Source organism: Mesorhizobium sp. M8A.F.Ca.ET.202.01.1.1 (genome assembly GCF_004791595.1).
Lineage (GTDB): Bacteria > Pseudomonadota > Alphaproteobacteria > Rhizobiales > Rhizobiaceae > Mesorhizobium.
Window position 1 is genome coordinate 19,425 of sequence record NZ_SRUN01000007.1, and the last position, 16,272, is coordinate 35,696.

At 64.3% G+C, this 16,272-nt stretch carries 17 protein-coding genes and 1 tRNA gene; 14 read left to right on the forward strand and 4 right to left on the reverse strand.

Annotation, left to right across the window (positions count from 1 at the left end; genetic code table 11):
- Positions 1–46: 46 nt before the first annotated feature.
- A tRNA-Ser gene (locus EN845_RS16405) sits at positions 47–136 on the reverse strand.
- Between the two features lie 333 nt (positions 137–469).
- Between EN845_RS16405 and EN845_RS16410 the strand changes: the two genes are divergently transcribed.
- From EN845_RS16410 to EN845_RS16420, 3 genes are all read left to right on the forward strand, one after another.
- On the forward strand, positions 470–1,138 hold the full coding sequence (locus EN845_RS16410; protein WP_127275341.1) for a 50S ribosomal protein L21: 669 nt from the start codon (positions 470–472) through the stop codon (positions 1,136–1,138).
- A gap of 98 nt (positions 1,139–1,236) precedes the next feature.
- Entirely contained in the window at positions 1,237–1,506 is a 270-nt protein-coding gene (gene rpmA / locus EN845_RS16415) for a 50S ribosomal protein L27 (protein ID WP_013529063.1), read from the forward strand.
- A gap of 120 nt (positions 1,507–1,626) precedes the next feature.
- Positions 1,627–2,214, forward strand: coding sequence for a GNAT family protein (locus tag EN845_RS16420; protein WP_167531417.1), 588 nt, complete (start codon positions 1,627–1,629; stop codon positions 2,212–2,214).
- Positions 2,215–2,414: 200 nt separating this feature from the next.
- Here the strand turns inward: EN845_RS16420 and EN845_RS16425 are convergent, their stop codons facing one another.
- Positions 2,415–3,284 carry an endonuclease/exonuclease/phosphatase family protein gene (locus EN845_RS16425; protein WP_127872162.1) on the reverse strand — a complete coding sequence of 290 codons (870 nt, stop codon included), beginning with the start codon at positions 3,282–3,284 and terminating at the stop codon, positions 2,415–2,417.
- A gap of 130 nt (positions 3,285–3,414) precedes the next feature.
- Here EN845_RS16425 and obgE point away from each other — a divergent pair, with 130 nt between their 5' ends.
- From obgE to EN845_RS16450, 5 genes are all read left to right on the forward strand, one after another.
- The gene (gene obgE / locus EN845_RS16430; protein ID WP_127872161.1) at positions 3,415–4,446 is read left to right on the forward strand and encodes a GTPase ObgE; all 1,032 of its coding nucleotides are present in this window, start codon (positions 3,415–3,417) and stop codon (positions 4,444–4,446) included.
- A gap of 4 nt (positions 4,447–4,450) precedes the next feature.
- Positions 4,451–5,587: a glutamate 5-kinase gene (proB, locus tag EN845_RS16435; protein ID WP_127872160.1), complete on the forward strand. Its 1,137-nt coding sequence runs from the start codon at positions 4,451–4,453 to the stop codon at positions 5,585–5,587.
- A gap of 3 nt (positions 5,588–5,590) precedes the next feature.
- A complete protein-coding gene (locus tag EN845_RS16440) occupies positions 5,591–6,877 on the forward strand; it encodes a glutamate-5-semialdehyde dehydrogenase (protein ID WP_127275336.1) in 1,287 nt (428 codons plus the stop codon).
- A gap of 27 nt (positions 6,878–6,904) precedes the next feature.
- Positions 6,905–7,537: a nicotinate-nucleotide adenylyltransferase gene (locus tag EN845_RS16445; protein ID WP_245464225.1), complete on the forward strand. Its 633-nt coding sequence runs from the start codon at positions 6,905–6,907 to the stop codon at positions 7,535–7,537.
- A gap of 88 nt (positions 7,538–7,625) precedes the next feature.
- The gene (locus EN845_RS16450) at positions 7,626–8,918 is read left to right on the forward strand and encodes an MFS transporter (protein ID WP_127275335.1); all 1,293 of its coding nucleotides are present in this window, start codon (positions 7,626–7,628) and stop codon (positions 8,916–8,918) included.
- On the opposite strand, the gene EN845_RS16455 is transcribed toward EN845_RS16450, so the two are convergent.
- Positions 8,919–9,770, reverse strand: coding sequence for a mechanosensitive ion channel domain-containing protein (locus tag EN845_RS16455; protein ID WP_127275334.1), 852 nt, complete (start codon positions 9,768–9,770; stop codon positions 8,919–8,921).
- 242 nt (positions 9,771–10,012) lie between these two features.
- Here EN845_RS16455 and rsfS point away from each other — a divergent pair, with 242 nt between their 5' ends.
- The 5 genes from rsfS (at position 10,013) to EN845_RS16480 (ending at position 15,174) form a co-directional block, all read left to right on the forward strand.
- Entirely contained in the window at positions 10,013–10,390 is a 378-nt protein-coding gene (gene rsfS, locus EN845_RS16460) for a ribosome silencing factor (protein ID WP_023777607.1), read from the forward strand.
- Positions 10,391–10,470: 80 nt separating this feature from the next.
- Complete coding sequence (gene rlmH / locus EN845_RS16465; protein WP_127872159.1) at positions 10,471–10,953, forward strand: 23S rRNA (pseudouridine(1915)-N(3))-methyltransferase RlmH; 483 nt, start codon at positions 10,471–10,473, stop codon at positions 10,951–10,953.
- A gap of 154 nt (positions 10,954–11,107) precedes the next feature.
- Complete coding sequence (locus tag EN845_RS16470) at positions 11,108–12,457, forward strand: murein hydrolase activator EnvC (RefSeq protein WP_127275332.1); 1,350 nt, start codon at positions 11,108–11,110, stop codon at positions 12,455–12,457.
- A 1-nt stretch (position 12,458) separates the two neighbouring features.
- Positions 12,459–13,790 (forward strand): S41 family peptidase, encoded by a 1,332-nt coding sequence (locus EN845_RS16475; RefSeq protein WP_167531416.1) that lies wholly within the window; start codon positions 12,459–12,461, stop codon positions 13,788–13,790.
- A gap of 187 nt (positions 13,791–13,977) precedes the next feature.
- A complete protein-coding gene (locus EN845_RS16480) occupies positions 13,978–15,174 on the forward strand; it encodes a divergent polysaccharide deacetylase family protein (RefSeq protein WP_127275331.1) in 1,197 nt (398 codons plus the stop codon).
- Positions 15,175–15,203: 29 nt separating this feature from the next.
- On the opposite strand, the gene EN845_RS16485 is transcribed toward EN845_RS16480, so the two are convergent.
- Positions 15,204–15,530 carry a hypothetical protein gene (locus EN845_RS16485; protein WP_127872158.1) on the reverse strand — a complete coding sequence of 109 codons (327 nt, stop codon included), beginning with the start codon at positions 15,528–15,530 and terminating at the stop codon, positions 15,204–15,206.
- Between the two features lie 176 nt (positions 15,531–15,706).
- On the opposite strand from EN845_RS16485, the gene EN845_RS16490 reads away from it, so the two are divergent.
- Positions 15,707–16,225, forward strand: a complete 519-nt coding sequence (locus tag EN845_RS16490; RefSeq protein WP_127275329.1) for an RNA pyrophosphohydrolase — start codon at positions 15,707–15,709, stop codon at positions 16,223–16,225.
- Positions 16,226–16,272 lie beyond the last annotated feature (47 nt).

Sequence of the window (16,272 nt, forward strand, 5' to 3'; positions counted from 1 at the left end):
GCAACAAGGAAGCTTTTGAAAGGAAAGGATTTTTATGGAAGCTAAATGGCGGAGAGGGAGGGATTCGAACCCCCGATGGGCTTGCACCCATGCCGCATTTCGAGTGCGGTGCATTCGACCACTCTGCCACCTCTCCGCGGTCATGGTCCGCCGTTGCCGGCGCGGCGCACTAGATAACGGCTGATCGGGCAGGTTACAAGGCCAAATCCGCCGGAAATTCAGCTTGCCGTCCCGGACCTTGCCTGGACCGATGCCGCCCGTCCCCGGCAGGCAATGTCGGCTGGTCCGCCAGGGCGAGGAATCGGGCTGTTTGCCTTGACTCCCACGCAACCTTCGGTTAGGGACAGCGCGCAATCGGCGTGGAGGGTTCTTCCGCGCCGCTTGTTTTTTGAACCCGCAGACTGACAAAAAGACGGCCGAACCGCCAGAGGCGGTTCATCAAGGCCGACCGAACAGCGAAAGGCAAAAAATGTTCGCAGTCATTAAAACGGGCGGTAAGCAGTATCGCGTTGCCGCCAACGATCTTCTGAAGATCGAAAAAGTCGAAGCCAATGTCGGCGACATCGTCGAGATCGGCCACGTGCTCGCGCATGGCGAGGGCGAGAATGTCACGTTCGGCGCACCGTTCGTCGATGGCGCTCTGGTCACCGCCGAAGTCGTCGAGCAGGGCAAGAACCGCACGGTCATCGCTTTCAAGAAGCGCCGCCGCCAGAATTCGCGCCGCAAGATCGGCCATCGCCAGCTTTTGACCACCGTGCGGATCTCCGAGATCCTGCTGGGTGGCGCCAAGCCCGCCAAGAAGGCCGCCGTCAAGGCGGAAGCCAAGGCTGAGGTTGCTGCCGAGGCCGCGCCGAAGGAAGCCAAGGCCAAGAAGGACGCCCCCAAGGAAGAAGCGAAGGCCGAGGCCGTCGCCGCGCCGCTGTTCAAGGCGCCGAAGGGCGAGCCGGACGACCTGACCGTGATCAAGGGCATCGGCCCGGTCGCCGCCAAGGATCTCGCCGAGCAGGGCATCATCACCTTCGCGCAGCTCGCCAAGCTCAGCGACAAGGATGTCGCCAAGATCGACGAGCACATGCCGTTCAGCGCCGACCAGATCAAGGACTGGCGCGAACAGGCCAAGGAACTGGCGAAGAAGTAATTTTTCCGGCGAAACATCAGCCGGATCGGACTTGAAACGGAACGCGAACGCGTTCATAAGGCCTTTTAGGCGCCTTGCGGCGCAACGGAGTTAGTTAGATGGCACACAAGAAAGCTGGCGGCTCGTCGCGCAACGGTCGCGACTCGCATTCCAAGCGTCTGGGCGTGAAGAAGTTCGGCGGCGAAGCCGTCATCCCGGGCAACATCATCATTCGTCAACGCGGCACGACCTGGCATCCCGGCGTCAATGTCGGCATGGGCACGGACCATACGCTTTTCGCGCTCGAAACCGGCGCCGTGACGTTCAACAAAAAAGCCAACGGCCGAACCTACGTATCGGTCAACCCGATTGCCAAAGCCGCGGAGTAGCCGGTTCCGCACTAGAACACCGGCGCCCATCTCGGGAACCGGTGTCTGGCAAAGCCAGGAAAAGGATCAGGGGAGATGGGTTTCCATCTCCCCTTTTTCTTTTGCCTGGAGGACGTTGAAATGGTTGCCGAAGCGGAAGACTCAGAAGACGAAAGTTACGCGATAGATTGTCCGGTGCTGGTTACTGAGCGGCTGGTCATGCGCGCTCCCGAGGAGCGGGATATCGCCCAACTGGTCGAGCTTGCCGACAACCGTCACGTCGCCGAAATGCTGGCCCGCATGCCGCACCCCTATGGCGAAGCCGAGGGGCGTGCCTTCCTCGCCATGACCAAGGCGCGCCGCGCCGGCATCGCCTATGCGCTGACGCTGGCCGGCACCGACACTTTCGTCGGCTGCGCGGGCTTGAACACCACCGATCGCGGGCTGGAACTCGGCTACTGGATCGGCGAGCCCCACTGGAAGCGCGGCTATGCGACCGAAGCAGCGCACGCGCTGGTCGATCTCGCCTTCCAGAAGACGTCGATCCAGGTGCTGCATGCCTCGACGCGGGTCATCAACCCGGCCTCGCGCCGGGTGATCCACAAGTGCGGCTTCCAGTATGCCGGCCAGGGCATGCTGAACTCGATCGTCGCCGGCCAGGTGCCTGTCGAGCGTTACCGGCTCGACAGGAAGACCTGGACCAGCCTGCGCAACTGGATCCATTTCTAGGCGCGTCGATATTCAGGTCAGGCCGGCCTGCGAATGGCGGCTTCCTGCGCTTCCGGTGCTCGCGTGCTTCAGTACGCTCCGCTCCGGTTCTCGGAAGCCATCATCTTCGGCTCGGCCTGACCTGAATCTCGGTGCGTGGTGCGGAACACGACAAAATCAACTGCGGACCAGACTTGATCAACTGCGGACCAGACTTGGCCTCAGCCCAGTTCGACCCAGACCGGCCGGTGGTCGGATCCGACGGCTTGCCGGTCGACCCACAGGCGCTTCAGCGAGCGGGCAAGCGACGCGCTGGTGAAGACATAGTCGATGCGCTTGTGGCGGCTGGCGTTGGTGGGGTCCTTGGGATCGACCCAGGAGACGAGATCCTCGCCGGCGACATCGAGGCGCACGGCGGCATCGACGGCGAAGTCGGCGGTCAACGGCATGCCGAATTCATGGTCCGGCTGGCCGGCAAGTTCGACATATTCCGGCGAGCCGGCCAGCATGTTGAAATCGCCCATGCCGACAAAGGCTTCCGGATGGGGCAGTTCCGGCAGGCCGATCTCGGCGACGCCGGACAATGCGCCGCCTTCGAGCGCATAATTCAACAGGCGCTGGCGCAGGAACTGAATCTGGCTGGCGCGCTCGACCGGGCTGCGGTGATCGAGATGGATGGAATAGAAGCGGATGAAACCAAGCGGCGTCTCGATCAGCGCTTCGAGTGCGCCGCGCTGGAAGTTCATCATCTCGAAGCTGCGGCTGCGCGGCAAGAGCAGGTTGCGCGACAGATGAATGGGCGTCCTCGACAAGACCATGTTGCCGAGCTGGAAGGTGGTGGTGATGGCGCGGCCGTTCTCGATGCGCGAGCCGATATTGGCCTCGAAATTGCTGCCATAGACGGCGAAATAATCGGGCAGCGCCTCGCCGATCTCGGCGACCATGTCGCGGCCGCCGTTCCTGGGATTGTTGCGGGTGACCTCCTGCAGCGCGATCACGTCGGCGCCGCGCACGGCATCGGCGATGCGCCCGACATCGTAGCGCCCATCGAGACCGATGCCGTACTGGATGTTGTAGGTTACAAGCTTCATTCCGACATCTCCGGCCGACCCCACACGGCCATTGTCACAAAACGGCCTCGCCCTTGGCCGCGCCTTGGTTTAGAGCAAGGCCCAAGGTTTAGAGCAATGCCGCAAGGCCAATAAAAGAAACTGCGATCCCATGAAATTTCTCGATCAAGCCAAGGTCTATGTCCGCTCCGGCGACGGCGGCGCCGGTTCGGTGTCGTTCCGGCGCGAAAAATTCATCGAATTCGGCGGGCCGGATGGCGGCGACGGCGGCCGCGGCGGCGATGTCTGGCTGGAAGCGGTCGATGGGCTGAACACGCTGATCGACTATCGCTACCAGCAGCACTTCAAGGCCAAGACCGGCGTCCACGGCATGGGCCGCAACATGACCGGCGCCAAGGGTGCCGACGTCACACTGAAAGTGCCGGCCGGAACGCAGGTCTTCGAGGAAGACAACGAGACGCTGATCTGCGACCTGACCGTGGTCGGCCAGCGCTTCCTGCTCGCCAAGGGTGGCAATGGCGGCTTCGGCAACCAGCATTTCAAGACCTCGACCAACCAGGCGCCGCGCCGCGCCAATCCAGGCCTGCCGGGCGAGGAGCTCAACATCTGGCTCAGGCTGAAGCTGATCGCCGATGCCGGCCTGGTCGGGCTGCCCAATGCCGGCAAGTCGACGTTCCTGGCGGCCGTCACCGCGGCCAAGCCGAAGATCGCGGACTATCCGTTCACGACGCTGCATCCGGGCCTCGGCGTCGCGCGCATCGATGCACGCGAATTCGTCATCGCCGATATTCCCGGCCTCATCGAAGGCGCGCATGAAGGCGTCGGCATCGGCGACCGCTTCCTCGGCCATGTCGAGCGCACGCGTGTGCTGCTGCATCTGGTTTCGGCACAGGAGGAAAATCCGGGCAAGGCCTACAAGACCGTGCGCGCCGAACTCGAAGCCTATGGCCACGGCCTGACCGACAAGGTCGAGATCCTGGCGCTGAGCCAGGTCGACACGCTCGACGCCGACGCACGCAAGAAGAAGGTTGCTTCACTCAAGCGCGCCGCCGGGCGTGCGCCGATGCTGCTGTCTGCCGTCACCGGCGAGGGTGTCGAGGCGGTGCAGCGCGCGCTGATGGCGGTGATCGCCGAAGCCCGCGCGCAAATTGCCGCCCCGGTCGAGACGCGCTGGGAAAAGTAGGGCCATGCAGTCGCTCAGGAAATACCGGCGCATCACCGTCAAGATCGGCTCGGCGCTGCTCGTCGACCGCACCAGCGGCCTGAAGCGCGACTGGCTCGCCTCGCTCGCCGACGATATCGCCGTGCTTGCCAATGGCGGCGCCGAGATCCTCGTCGTGTCGTCGGGCGCCATCGCGCTTGGCCGTACCATTCTCGACCTCGGCAAGAGGGCGCTGAAGCTCGAGGAAAGCCAGGCAGCGGCGGCCGTCGGCCAGATCGCGCTCGCCGGCGCCTGGTCGGATGCGCTCGGCAAAGGCGCCCTGAAATCGGGCCAGATCCTTTTAACACTCGGCGACACCGAGGAACGCCGCCGCTACCTCAATGCACGCGCGACGATATCGACGCTCTTGAAGATGAAGGCGGTGCCGGTCATCAACGAGAACGACACGGTGGCGACCTCCGAAATCCGCTATGGCGACAATGACCGGCTGGCCGCGCGGGTGGCGACGATGATGGGGGCGGACCTTCTGGTGCTGCTGTCCGACATTGACGGGCTCTACACCGCGCCGCCAGCGCGCGACCCGCAAGCCAAATTCATTCCGTTGGTCGACCGCATCACGCCTGACATCGAGGCGATGGCGGGTGCGGCGGCGTCCGAGCTGTCGCGCGGCGGCATGCGCACAAAGCTCGATGCCGGCAAGATCGCCACGGCCGCCGGCACGGCAATGATCATCACCTCCGGCACCCGGCTGTCGCCGCTGATGGCGATCGAGCGCGGCGAGCGCGCCACGTTCTTCAAGCCGAGCGCAAATCCGGTCAAGGGCTACAAGACCTGGATCGCCGGCCAGCTCGAACCGGCCGGGCGGCTGACCGTCGATGCCGGCGCCATCGGCGCGCTCATTTCGGGCAAGTCGCTGCTGCCGGCCGGCGTGAAACTGGTCAGCGGCAATTTCTCGCGCGGCGATACGGTGGCGATCCTGTCGCCCGAGGGCCGCGAGATCGCGCGCGGGCTGGTTGCCTACGATGCCGCCGATGCCGTAAGGATCGCAGGCCTGAAGACGGCCGAGATCGAAACCGTGCTCGGCTACGAGGCGCGTTCGGCGATGATCCACCGCGATGATCTCGTGGTGAGTCACGCTGGAGGCGACATAAGCGGAGGATGAGCCATGCTGAAGCTGCATGAAAAATCCGGGGACGATACCGTGGCGCTGATGGCCAATATCGGCCGCCGTGCCCGCGCTGCCGCGCGACCGCTGGCCATCGCCACCACCGCCGCCAAGAATGCCGCGCTTGTCGCCATGGCCGAGGCAATCCTCGCCCGGGAACGGGACATTCTCGACGCCAACGCCGTCGACGTCTCGAATGGTGAGGAATCCGGGTTGTCGGCCTCGTTCATGGACCGGCTGAAACTCAATCCGGCGCGCATCCGCGCCATGGCGGATGGCATCCGCGAAATTGCCGAGCTCAAGGATCCGGTTGGCGACGTCATTGCCGCATGGGATCGCCCCAACGGCCTGCACATAGAGCGCGTGCGTACGCCGCTCGGTGTCGTCGGCGTCATCTATGAAAGCCGGCCGAACGTGACGGCGGATGCCGGCGCGCTTTGCCTCAAGGCCGGCAATCCGGTGATCTTGCGCGGCGGCTCGGATTCGCTCAATTCCTCCTCGGCGATCCACGCCTGCCTGGTCGAGGGGCTGAAGGCGGCCGGTCTGCCCGAGGATGCCATCCAGTTGGTGCCGACCACCGACCGCGCCGCGGTCGGCGAAATGCTCAAAGGGCTTGGTGGCAATCTCGACGTCATCATTCCGCGCGGCGGCAAAAGCCTGGTCGGGCGGGTGCAGAGCGAGGCGCGCGTGCCGGTCTTCGCCCACCTCGAAGGCATCTGCCATCTCTACATCGACCGTTCCGCCGAGCTCGACATGGCGGTGCGGATCGCGGTCAACGCCAAGATGCGGCGCACCGGTGTCTGCGGTGCCGCCGAGACGCTGCTGGTCGACCGCGCGGTCGCCACCACCCATCTGGTGCCGATCCTCGATGCCTTGCGCGCCGCCGGCTGTGAAATCCATGCCGATGCCGAAGTGGTGAAACTGTTCTTCGACGCCAAGCCGGCGACCGATGCCGACTGGGTGACGGAATATCTCGACGCCATCATCGCGGTGAAGCTGGTCGACGGCATCAGTGGCGCGATCGACCACATTGAGACCTTTTCGTCGCATCACACCGAGGCGATCGTCGCCGAGGATGGCCAGGCGGTAGAACGGTTCTTCAACGAGATCGATTCGGCGATCCTGCTGCACAACGCCTCGACGCAGTTCGCCGATGGCGGCGAATTCGGCATGGGCGCCGAGATCGGCATCGCCACCGGCAAGATGCATGCGCGCGGGCCGGTCGGCGTCGAACAGCTGACCTCGTTCAAATACCGTGTACGCGGGTCCGGACAGGTGAGACCTTGACGCTGTTCGTCGCCAGAGCCTGAAGCGATGCTGGCTTCTTCCGAACCGGCGGTACCCTCCCACTATCTTCGCATGCCGCACGCCGAAAAGGGCCTCGCGGTGGGTCTGTTCGGCGGCTCGTTCAACCCGCCGCATGCCGGCCATGCGCTGGTTGCCGAAATCGCTTTGCGGCGCCTGGCACTCGATCAGTTGTGGTGGATGGTGACGCCGGGAAATCCGTTGAAGAGCACACGCGAACTGGCGCCGCTGGGCGAGCGCATCGCGTTTTCCGAGAAGATCGCCAAGAACCCGAAGATCAAGGTCACGGCCTTCGAGGCGGCACACAATGTGCGCTACACCGCGGACACGCTGGCTCTGGTCAAGGCGCGCAATCCCGGCGTCGACTTCGTCTGGATCATGGGCGCCGACTCGCTGCGCGATTTCCACCGCTGGCAGCGCTGGCGCGAGATTGTGCTCACCTTTCCGATCGCGGTCATCGACCGTCCGGGCGCCACGCTGTCGTTCCTGTCGTCGGTGGTTGCCAAGACCTTCGATTACGCCCGCATCGACGAGGGCGACGCGCCGCTGCTCGCCCGCATGAAGGCGCCGGCCTGGACCTTCATCCACGGTCCGCGTTCATCGCTGTCGTCGAGCGCGATCCGCGAGATGGCGAAGGGCTGAGCGGCCGGTTCGGATAACGGATTCCTCGGGCCAGCGATGTCGTTTTTGCGGCGGCATCCGCCCAATCAATAGGCGATGCTGATAAGGCATGCTGGAAAAGACCCACCCCACAGTCGATCCCGAGCGGGGCGACACGCCCGCGCCGCTGATCGCGATTGCCAGCGTCATCGTATCGATGGCGCTGATTGCCATCGGCAATGGGCTGATGTTCGCCTACATCCCCGTGCGGCTCGGCGTGGAGGGGTTCGATCCGGTCTGGGCCGGGCTGATCGTCACCGGTCTGTCGGCGGGCGGCCTTGCCGGCTGCATCCTGACCGGGCCGCTGGTGCGCAGGGTCGGCCATGCACGCGCCTTCATGGTGCTGTCGGCGCTGATCGCGCTGTCCAATGCCGCTATCGGCGCCGGACCGCACCCGCTGCTGTGGATCGTGGCGCGCGCGCTTTACGGCTTTGCCATATGCGGCCTGTTCATCGTCGCGCAGAGCTGGCTCAACGACGCGCTGCCGAACGCCATACGCGGCCGGGTGATGGCTGTGTTCTACGTCGCCTATATTGCCGGCCTCGGCGTCGGCTACGCGACGCTTGCCGTCATCGACATCCACACGGCCGCGGCGTCGTTGATCGGCATCACCTTTACCGCCCTGTCGATCCTGCCTGTCGGCATGACGCGGCTTGCCCAGCCGCCGGCGCCGCAGGCGGCTTCGGTGGCGTTGCGCCAGGCCTGGCGGATCTCGCCGGTCGGCGTCGCCGGCATGCTGGCGGTCGGCGGCCTGTCGATGATCATTTCCGGCTTCGCGCCCATCCACGCCACCGCCAAGGGCTACAGCCAGGCTGATGTCGCGCTGCTGCTGTCGGCGATGCCGGTCGGTACGCTGATCCTGCAGATACCGCTCGGCTGGCTTTCGGACCGCACCGACCGGCGTTACGTGCTTGCCGGCGCCGCGGCGCTCGCGGTCGTCGCCAGCGTGCTTGCCATCGCCTTCGACGGCGGTGCGCTGATGGTCCTGTTGGTGATCTACCTGATCTGGGACGGGGCGGCGGAATCGATCTACGCTCTCTCCAGCGCGCATGCCGCCGACCGCGCCAGGAAGGATGAACTGCTCGCGCTGTCGAGTTCGATGCTGTTTGCCTGGTCGCTCGCCGGCTTCATCGTGCCGGGCATCGTCACGGCGCTTTCGGCCGCCTTCGGCACGGCAACCTTCATCTATGTCGGCATCGTCATCGCCTCGGTATTCTGCCTGTTCGTGCTCTGGCGGGTGATCGCGGCGCGGCCCGTTCCGGCGGGCGCCACGGGCAGCTTCGCGCCGATGTCGGCGCAAGCACCGTTGCCGGTGGAACTCGCCTTCGCGCCGGACGAAGAGGTCCGCCACAGGGGCGGCTGATTATTGTTTGCGGGCCTCGGGTGGCGGCGCTTCCGGGGGTGGCAGCGGGATGGAGATGCCTTCGCTGTCGAAGGCCTGCTTGGCGCGTTTCGTCATGTCGATCTGGGTGGCGAAATAGTCCGCCGCCGCGGTCCAGTAGCGCAAGGTGAGCGAAACGGTCGTGTCGCCGAGTGCGGCCACGAAGGCGATCGGCGCCGGTTCGCGGCGGATGCGCTTCTCGGCGCCGGCAATGGCAAGCAATGTCTTCTGCGCCCCATCTATGTCGTTCCAGGAGCCGATGCTGAGCGTGATATCGGTGCGGCGCACGCCGTTGCGGGTGAAATTGCGTACCGGCTGATTCCACAGCGTCGAATTGGGGGCCAGTATGTAGACGCCGTCGGCGGTCCTGAGCTTCGTGGCGAAGAGGCCGATTTCCTCGACCGAACCGGCAATGGCGCCGACCTCGACGGATTCGCCGATGCGGAACGGCCGCAGCGCGAGCAGCATAATGCCGGCCGCGATGTTCTGTAGCGTGCCTTGCAGGGCGAGACCGATGGCCAGGCCGATGGCGCCGATCGCGGCGATGATCGATGCGGTCTGCACGCCGAACTGGCCGAGCACCATGATGACGACAAGGATCAGGATGGCGTAGCGCACGATCTTGGAAAAGAAATGCCGCAGCGTCGCGTCGAACCCGTGGATGTGGCCGAGGCCAGCCGAGATCGAGCGCTCGGCTAGGTTGGCAACGATGTAGCCAACCACCAGGAGGATGACGGCGCCGATGGCTGAGAAGGAATAGGAGACGATCAGCGTACTGAGCTGAGCGAGGCCGGCCTGGACGGTGAGAAGGGTGTTTTGCGGGTCGATCGGCATGGCGGGATTCCGGTTGGTCGGTCAGCCGATAACCGCTGCCGGACGCCTGGGTTCCGATGTTTTTTCGTGTCGCGCGGAACAATATGCCAGTCGGCAAGTTCGCGTCAGTTGGGGCTCCGTCTTGAAACTGCAACGGAACTCTGCCTATCTAAGTGGTGTCACCTGCTTTCAGGGGTGATTTGGTTGTTCTTGCTGCGAAAGGAAATACACTGAGAACAGCACTGCGGAAGAAGGCCGATATCATGCCTTCGCCGGCCAGGATCAGCGTAGACGACGCCGTGTCCCGTGCCATCAAGACAGTCCTTGCCAGTCTGGAAGACTCCAAGGCCGAAAATATTGTCTCAATCGACATTCAGGGGAAATCGAGCCTCGGCGACTATATGGTCGTCGCGTCGGGCCGATCGCACCGTCATGTCTCGGCTGTCGCCGACCATCTCCTCAAGGCGCTCAAGGATGCCGGCCTCGGCACGGCGCGCGTCGAGGGGCTGTCCGGCGCCGACTGGGTCCTGATCGATTCTGGCGATATCATCGTCCATGTCTTCCGTCCCGAAGTCCGCGAATTCTACAATCTCGAAAAGATGTGGCAGGCGCCGGATCTCGAGGAAGAGACCCTCCACTAAGCCGATTTTGTCTGATGCATGTCGTTGCCTAAACCGGTTCCCACTTGGGTGACATGCATTAGCGGCTCATAGAGGCGAGGATGAAGATTTCAGTTCATGCCGTGGGCCGAATGAAAGCCGGCCCCGAGCGGGAGTTGGCCGACCGCTATTTCGAGCGTTTCGCCAAGAGCGGGCCCGCCGTGGGGCTCGAATTCGCCGGGATCACCGAGATCGCCGAGGGCCGCGCGCAGAGCGCCAGCGAGCGCCAGCGCGACGAAGGCTCGCGCCTGCAGGCGCAGCTGCAGCCAGGCACTGCCCTCATCCTGCTCGACGAGCGAGGCAAGAGCCTGTCCTCCCAGGATTTCGCCAGCCATATCGGACAGTTGCGCGATGGTGGGCGCAAGGCGCTGGTGCTCGCCATTGGCGGCGCCGACGGCCACGATCCGCCGCTGCGTGACCAGGCCGAGCTGGTGATGTCGTTCGGGGCGCTCACCTGGCCGCATCAGCTGGTGCGCGTGATGCTGGGCGAACAACTCTACAGGGTGGCGACCATCCTGTCGGGCCATCCCTATCACAGGTCCTGAAAGCGCCGGGTCGCACCGAATTTAGCCCCAATGCCGCGTAAATTCATCTGGGGGCTGCTTTTGCTTTGCAGGGCGTTTTTGCGAACCCTTTGGGCGACGGGCGCTAACATGGTTGATGATTCGTTAACGAAGCCGCGGATAGGATCGATCGCGAATGTCTGAAGGCTATAAATCGACGACGGGCTCATCGACCGGGGGCTCCTGGAGCGCGCGCTGCGGCATCGCGGCGGCGGTGATGCTGCTGTCGCTCCATGCGGCGCGGGCGGAAAACACGCTCGACATGGCGCCCGATCCGGACCAGAGCCGCGCCGAATACGAGCAGGTTTCCAAGGAAATAACGCTGTCGTCGGAACGGCTGGCCAAGCTCGCCGCCGATATCGCCGCGGTCAAGAAGGACCACGCCTCGATCACCGCCGCGCTGATCCAGTCGGCGATGACCGAACAGAAGCTCGGCCAGGACATCGAGGACATCGGCGCCAAGCTGGAGGGGCTGAAGGGCCAGCAACAGAAGATACGCGCTTCACTGTCGGCGCGGCGCGACGTGCTGGCCGAAGTGCTGGGCGCCCTGCAGCGCATGGGGCTCAATCCGCCGCCGGCGATCCTGGTCAAGCCGGAGGACGCGCTGTCGTCGGTGCGCAGCGCCATCCTGCTCGGCGCCGTGGTGCCGGAACTGCGCCAGCAGACCGATGCGCTGCTGGCCGATCTCAAGGAACAGACCCGGGTGACGGCCTCGATCGAGGCCGAACGGGCGCGGCTGACGGCCGCGGTCGGCGACCAGGCGGCGGAGAAGAGACGTCTTGGCATGCTGCTCGAAGCCAAGCAGAAGCTCGAGGCCGACACGAAGGCGCAGATGGCGGCCGAACAGCAGCGTTCCGAGCAATTGGCGGCCAAGGCCAGCAGCCTGAAGGATCTGATCGCCTCGCTCGAAGCGCAGGCGGACAAGAACCGCAAGGCCGCGGATGCGGCGAAGGCAGCCGCCGCGAGCCAGGCCGGCGGTACCGAGCCCGGAGGCGACCAGACGGCATCGTTGCCGGTTCCCGAGGGCAACCGGTTGACGGCGGCAGCGCCTTTCTCGGCGCTGCAGGGACAGATCGCCCTGCCGGTCACAGGCCGCATCAAACGCCGGTTCGGCGCCGACGACGGTAACGGCGCCTTGATGCTTGGGGACATGGTTGCGACACAATCGGGAGCCATCGTTACCGCGCCGGCGGATGGGAATGTGCTTTATGCGGGGCCGTTTCGCTCCTATGGTCAACTCTTGATCCTCAATGCCGGCGACGGTTATCATGTCGTCTTGGCTGGGATGAGCAGAATCAGCGTCGCGACTGGCCAGTCAGTGCTCGCAGGAGAGCCGGTCGGCGCGATGGGAGAAGCCCGGGTGGCAAGCACCTCGGTTTCGAAGAATGGAAATGCCACGCCGGAACTCTATGTCGAGTTCCGCAAGGATGGAAAACCCGTCGATCCGGCCCCATGGTGGGCGGACCGTTTTTCTGGAAGGACGTGAAATGATGCGGAAACTGTCGCTTCTGTTTGCCGGTGCGCTGATGGGCGCGTCCGCCATGAGCCTTGTCTATGGCGCACCCGGCTCGGCGGCGAACGCTGCGGGGTCGGAGACCTACAAGCAACTGGCGATCTTCGGCGACATCTTCGAGCGGGTGCGGGCGCAGTATGTGACCCCGCCCGACGACAAGTCGCTGGTCGAGAACGCCATCAACGGCATGCTTTCCTCGCTCGATCCGCACTCCTCCTACATGAACGCCGAACAGGCGCAGGACATGCGCGTGCAGACCAAGGGTGAATTTGGCGGCCTCGGCATCGAGGTCACCATGGAGAACGACCTGGTCAAGGTGATCACGCCGATCGACGACACGCCGGCCGCCAAGGCGGGCGTGCTGGCCGGCGACTATATCGCCAAGATCGACGGCGAGGAGGTTCGCGGCCTGACGCTCAACGACGCGGTCGACAAGATGCGCGGCCTGGTCAATACGCCGATCAAGCTGACCATCCTGCGCCAGGGCGCCGACAAGCCGATCGAACTGACGGTCGTGCGCGACATCATCAAGGTCAAGGCGGTCAAGTTCCGGGTCGAGAACGACATCGGCTACATGAAGATCACCTCCTTCACCGAAAAGACCTATGACGACCTCGAGAACGCCATCGACACCATCAAGAAGCAGGTGCCGGACGACAAGTTGAAGGGCTATGTGCTCGACCTGCGCCTCAACCCGGGTGGCCTGCTCGACCAGGCGGTGAGCGTGTCGGATGCCTTCCTCAAGCGCGGCGAGATCGTCTCGACGCGCGGCCGCGATCCCAAGGACGTCACCCGCTTCGACGCCAAGCCCAAGCAGACCGACGACATCAACGGCAAGCCGATGATCGTGCTCGTCAATGGTGGCTCGGCCAGCGCTTCGGAGATCGTCGCGGGCGCGCTGCAGGATCTGCGCCGCGTCACGGTGGTCGGTACGCAGTCCTTCGGCAAGGGCTCGGTGCAGACCATCATCCCGCTCGGCGAGAATGGCGCGCTCAGGCTGACGACGGCGCTCTATTACACGCCGTCGGGCAAGTCGATCCAGGGCAAGGGCATCACGCCCGACATCAAGGTCGACCAGCCGTTGCCGCCGGAACTGCAGGGCAGGGACCTGACGCGTGGCGAGTCCGATCTCAAGGGTCATATCAAGGGCGCCGACGAGAGCAAGACCGGCTCCGGCTCCGCAGCCTATGTGCCGCCGGATCCGAAGGACGACCTGCAGCTCATCTATGCCGAGCAGCTGCTGCGCGGCCAGAAGACCGATCCGGCCTTCCCGCCCAATCCGGAAAAGGCCGTGCTCAACCAGTAAGGCGGGCAACCGGTCTGGCCGGTTGAACGAAGCAATGCGATGCTGCCGGGACCGTGAGGTTCCGGCAGTTTGATTCGGGGCAGGACCAGGCCTCCAGGGACGGCGCCAAGGGGGGCGCCAGGATTGATGAATTCGTGCATGTCTTCCCGAAGGAGGTCGCCTTCGGACCGTGCACCGGGGACAGGGCTTGGCTGATATCGGCAAGGACATCGAACGCCCGCTTGGACAGACGGTCCGGGCGCCGCGTGCCGCCGGCAAGATCAGCGTAGGCGTGATCGCGGCGAGCGCGGTCGTGCTGGCCGTGGTCGGAGTCTCGGCCGCGATCGCGCTCAGGGAAAAGCCGTTTCGAAAACCGCAGGAAGTCGCCGTTTCGACGCCGAAAGTGACCGCGGCGGCGGAGCCCGCCGTGTCGCCTCCCGCATTGGCCCCGGCAGCGACGCCAAAGGTGGAGACGCCGGCGAAGGACTTGTCGACCAAGAGCGGCGGTCCGCAGATCATCCATGTGCAGACGGAAGAAGGCGATGGCCCTCCCAAGGCGGCAATCGTCATTCGCGATCCGTCGACAGTCGGCCAGAACCTCAAGATCGCGCATATTCCCGACAGGGCGCTGATCGAAACCAGTGAAACCGGGCCTTTGCCGATGCGCTCCGCCGATGGCCGGCGGCCGTTCGACGTCTATGCGCGGCCATGGTCCGGCACGCGTGGCGCACGTGTTGCGATCGTCATTGGCGGCCTCGCTGTTTCACAGACCGGCACCCAGGCGGCGATCGCCAAACTGCCGGCGGAAGTGACGCTGGCCTTCGCGCCGCAGGGCAACAGCATCGGCCGCTGGATGCAGGCCGCGAGGCAGAGCGGCCATGAGATCGTCATGCAGGTGCCGCTCGAACCGTTCGACTATCCCAACGTCAACCCCGGCCGCAACACGCTGACGGTGGCGGCGACCCCCGACGAGAATCTCAGGAATCTGCACTGGGCGCTGTCGCGGACGACGAACTATACCGGCGTCATGAACTATATGGGCGCGCGTTTTTCCTCCGACGCGGCGGCGATGCAGCCGTTCATGGCCGAGCTCGGCAAAAGGGGCCTCGCCTATATCGACGACGGCTCGTCGGCGCGCAGCCTGGCTCCGGACATGGCGTTGAAGGATGGCGTGCCCTTCGTCGCCGGCGACACGGCGATCGACGCGGTGCAGGATCGCGGCGCCATCCTGAAGAAGCTCGACAGTCTCGAAGCGACCGCGCGTGCCAAGGGTACCGCTGTCGGTATCGGCTCGGCCTTCGACCTGACGGTTGACACCGTCACCGCCTGGATCGCTGAAGCGAAGAAGCGCGGCATCGAGATCGTGCCGGTTTCAGCGGTGGCCGTCGATCCGCAAAAAGGATAGACGATGTGGACAATCAGCTTGTGACGATTTCAGCGATGGCGAGAGAAGAGCTTTCTCTGTGCTTCGTTGAGCGCGCTATCCCAATCGACCTCGCGCTTAGATCGCGGGATTTGCCGATGTTCATTGTTGTAGAATAGTGTCCCATGGATTCCGAGCGCATCGCGCTTAAGGATAGGGCGGCTCCAAAGCGGAGCTAGCACGCGGCCAGCCTCCTCTTCGCCTAGCCGTTCGAAGAGGTCTTCGGCCAATTCCATATCTCGCCCGTCGGGAAAGATGGCGGCGAACTCCTCCTCGGTTGCCTGGAATATGCTGAAGGTAGCGTTCAGAGCGCCGTCGATGATTTGGATATTTTTCATAAGATGTATTTTCGCATTCGACCGCAACAGCGGCAACTGGCCGGGTGACAGCCAACTCGAACGCGGCGCAGTTTCCGCGCTTCCGGTGTAAGCCCAGTTTGGGTAGGCTCCGTTCTCGATCCGCCCAGTCGCACCGCGTCGTCGGAGCGATTCTCAAAACAGCTGGAAACTGACTAATGTCCAAAAAGACGATCGACCGCGAAACGCTGCCCTATCGGCCCTGTGTCGGGCTGATGATCCTCAATGGCGATGGCCTGGTCTGGGTCGGGCATCGCATTGCCGAACCCGACAGCGAATTCGCCGGCACGACGCAGCTCTGGCAGATGCCGCAGGGCGGCATCGACAAGGGCGAGGAGCCGCTGCAGGCGGCGGAGCGGGAGCTCTATGAGGAGACCGGCATGCGCAGGGTCTCGCTGCTGGCCGAAGCGCCGGACTGGATCAACTACGATCTGCCTGATCATCTCGTCGGCATCGCCTTCAAGGGCAGGTATCGCGGCCAGGCGCAGAAATGGTTTGCGTTCCGCTTCCACGGCGATACCAGCGAAATCCAGATCAACCCGCCGCCGGGCGGCCACACCGCCGAATTCGACAAATGGTCGTGGCGGCCGATGCAGGATCTTCCCGACCTGATCGTGCCGTTCAAGCGCAAGGTCTATGAAGATGTGGTGGCGGCGTTCCGGCACCTGGTGCCGTAGCTGGACGAGTTGCGACCGGGTTCGAAGGACCTTGGTTGCCGTGCCGG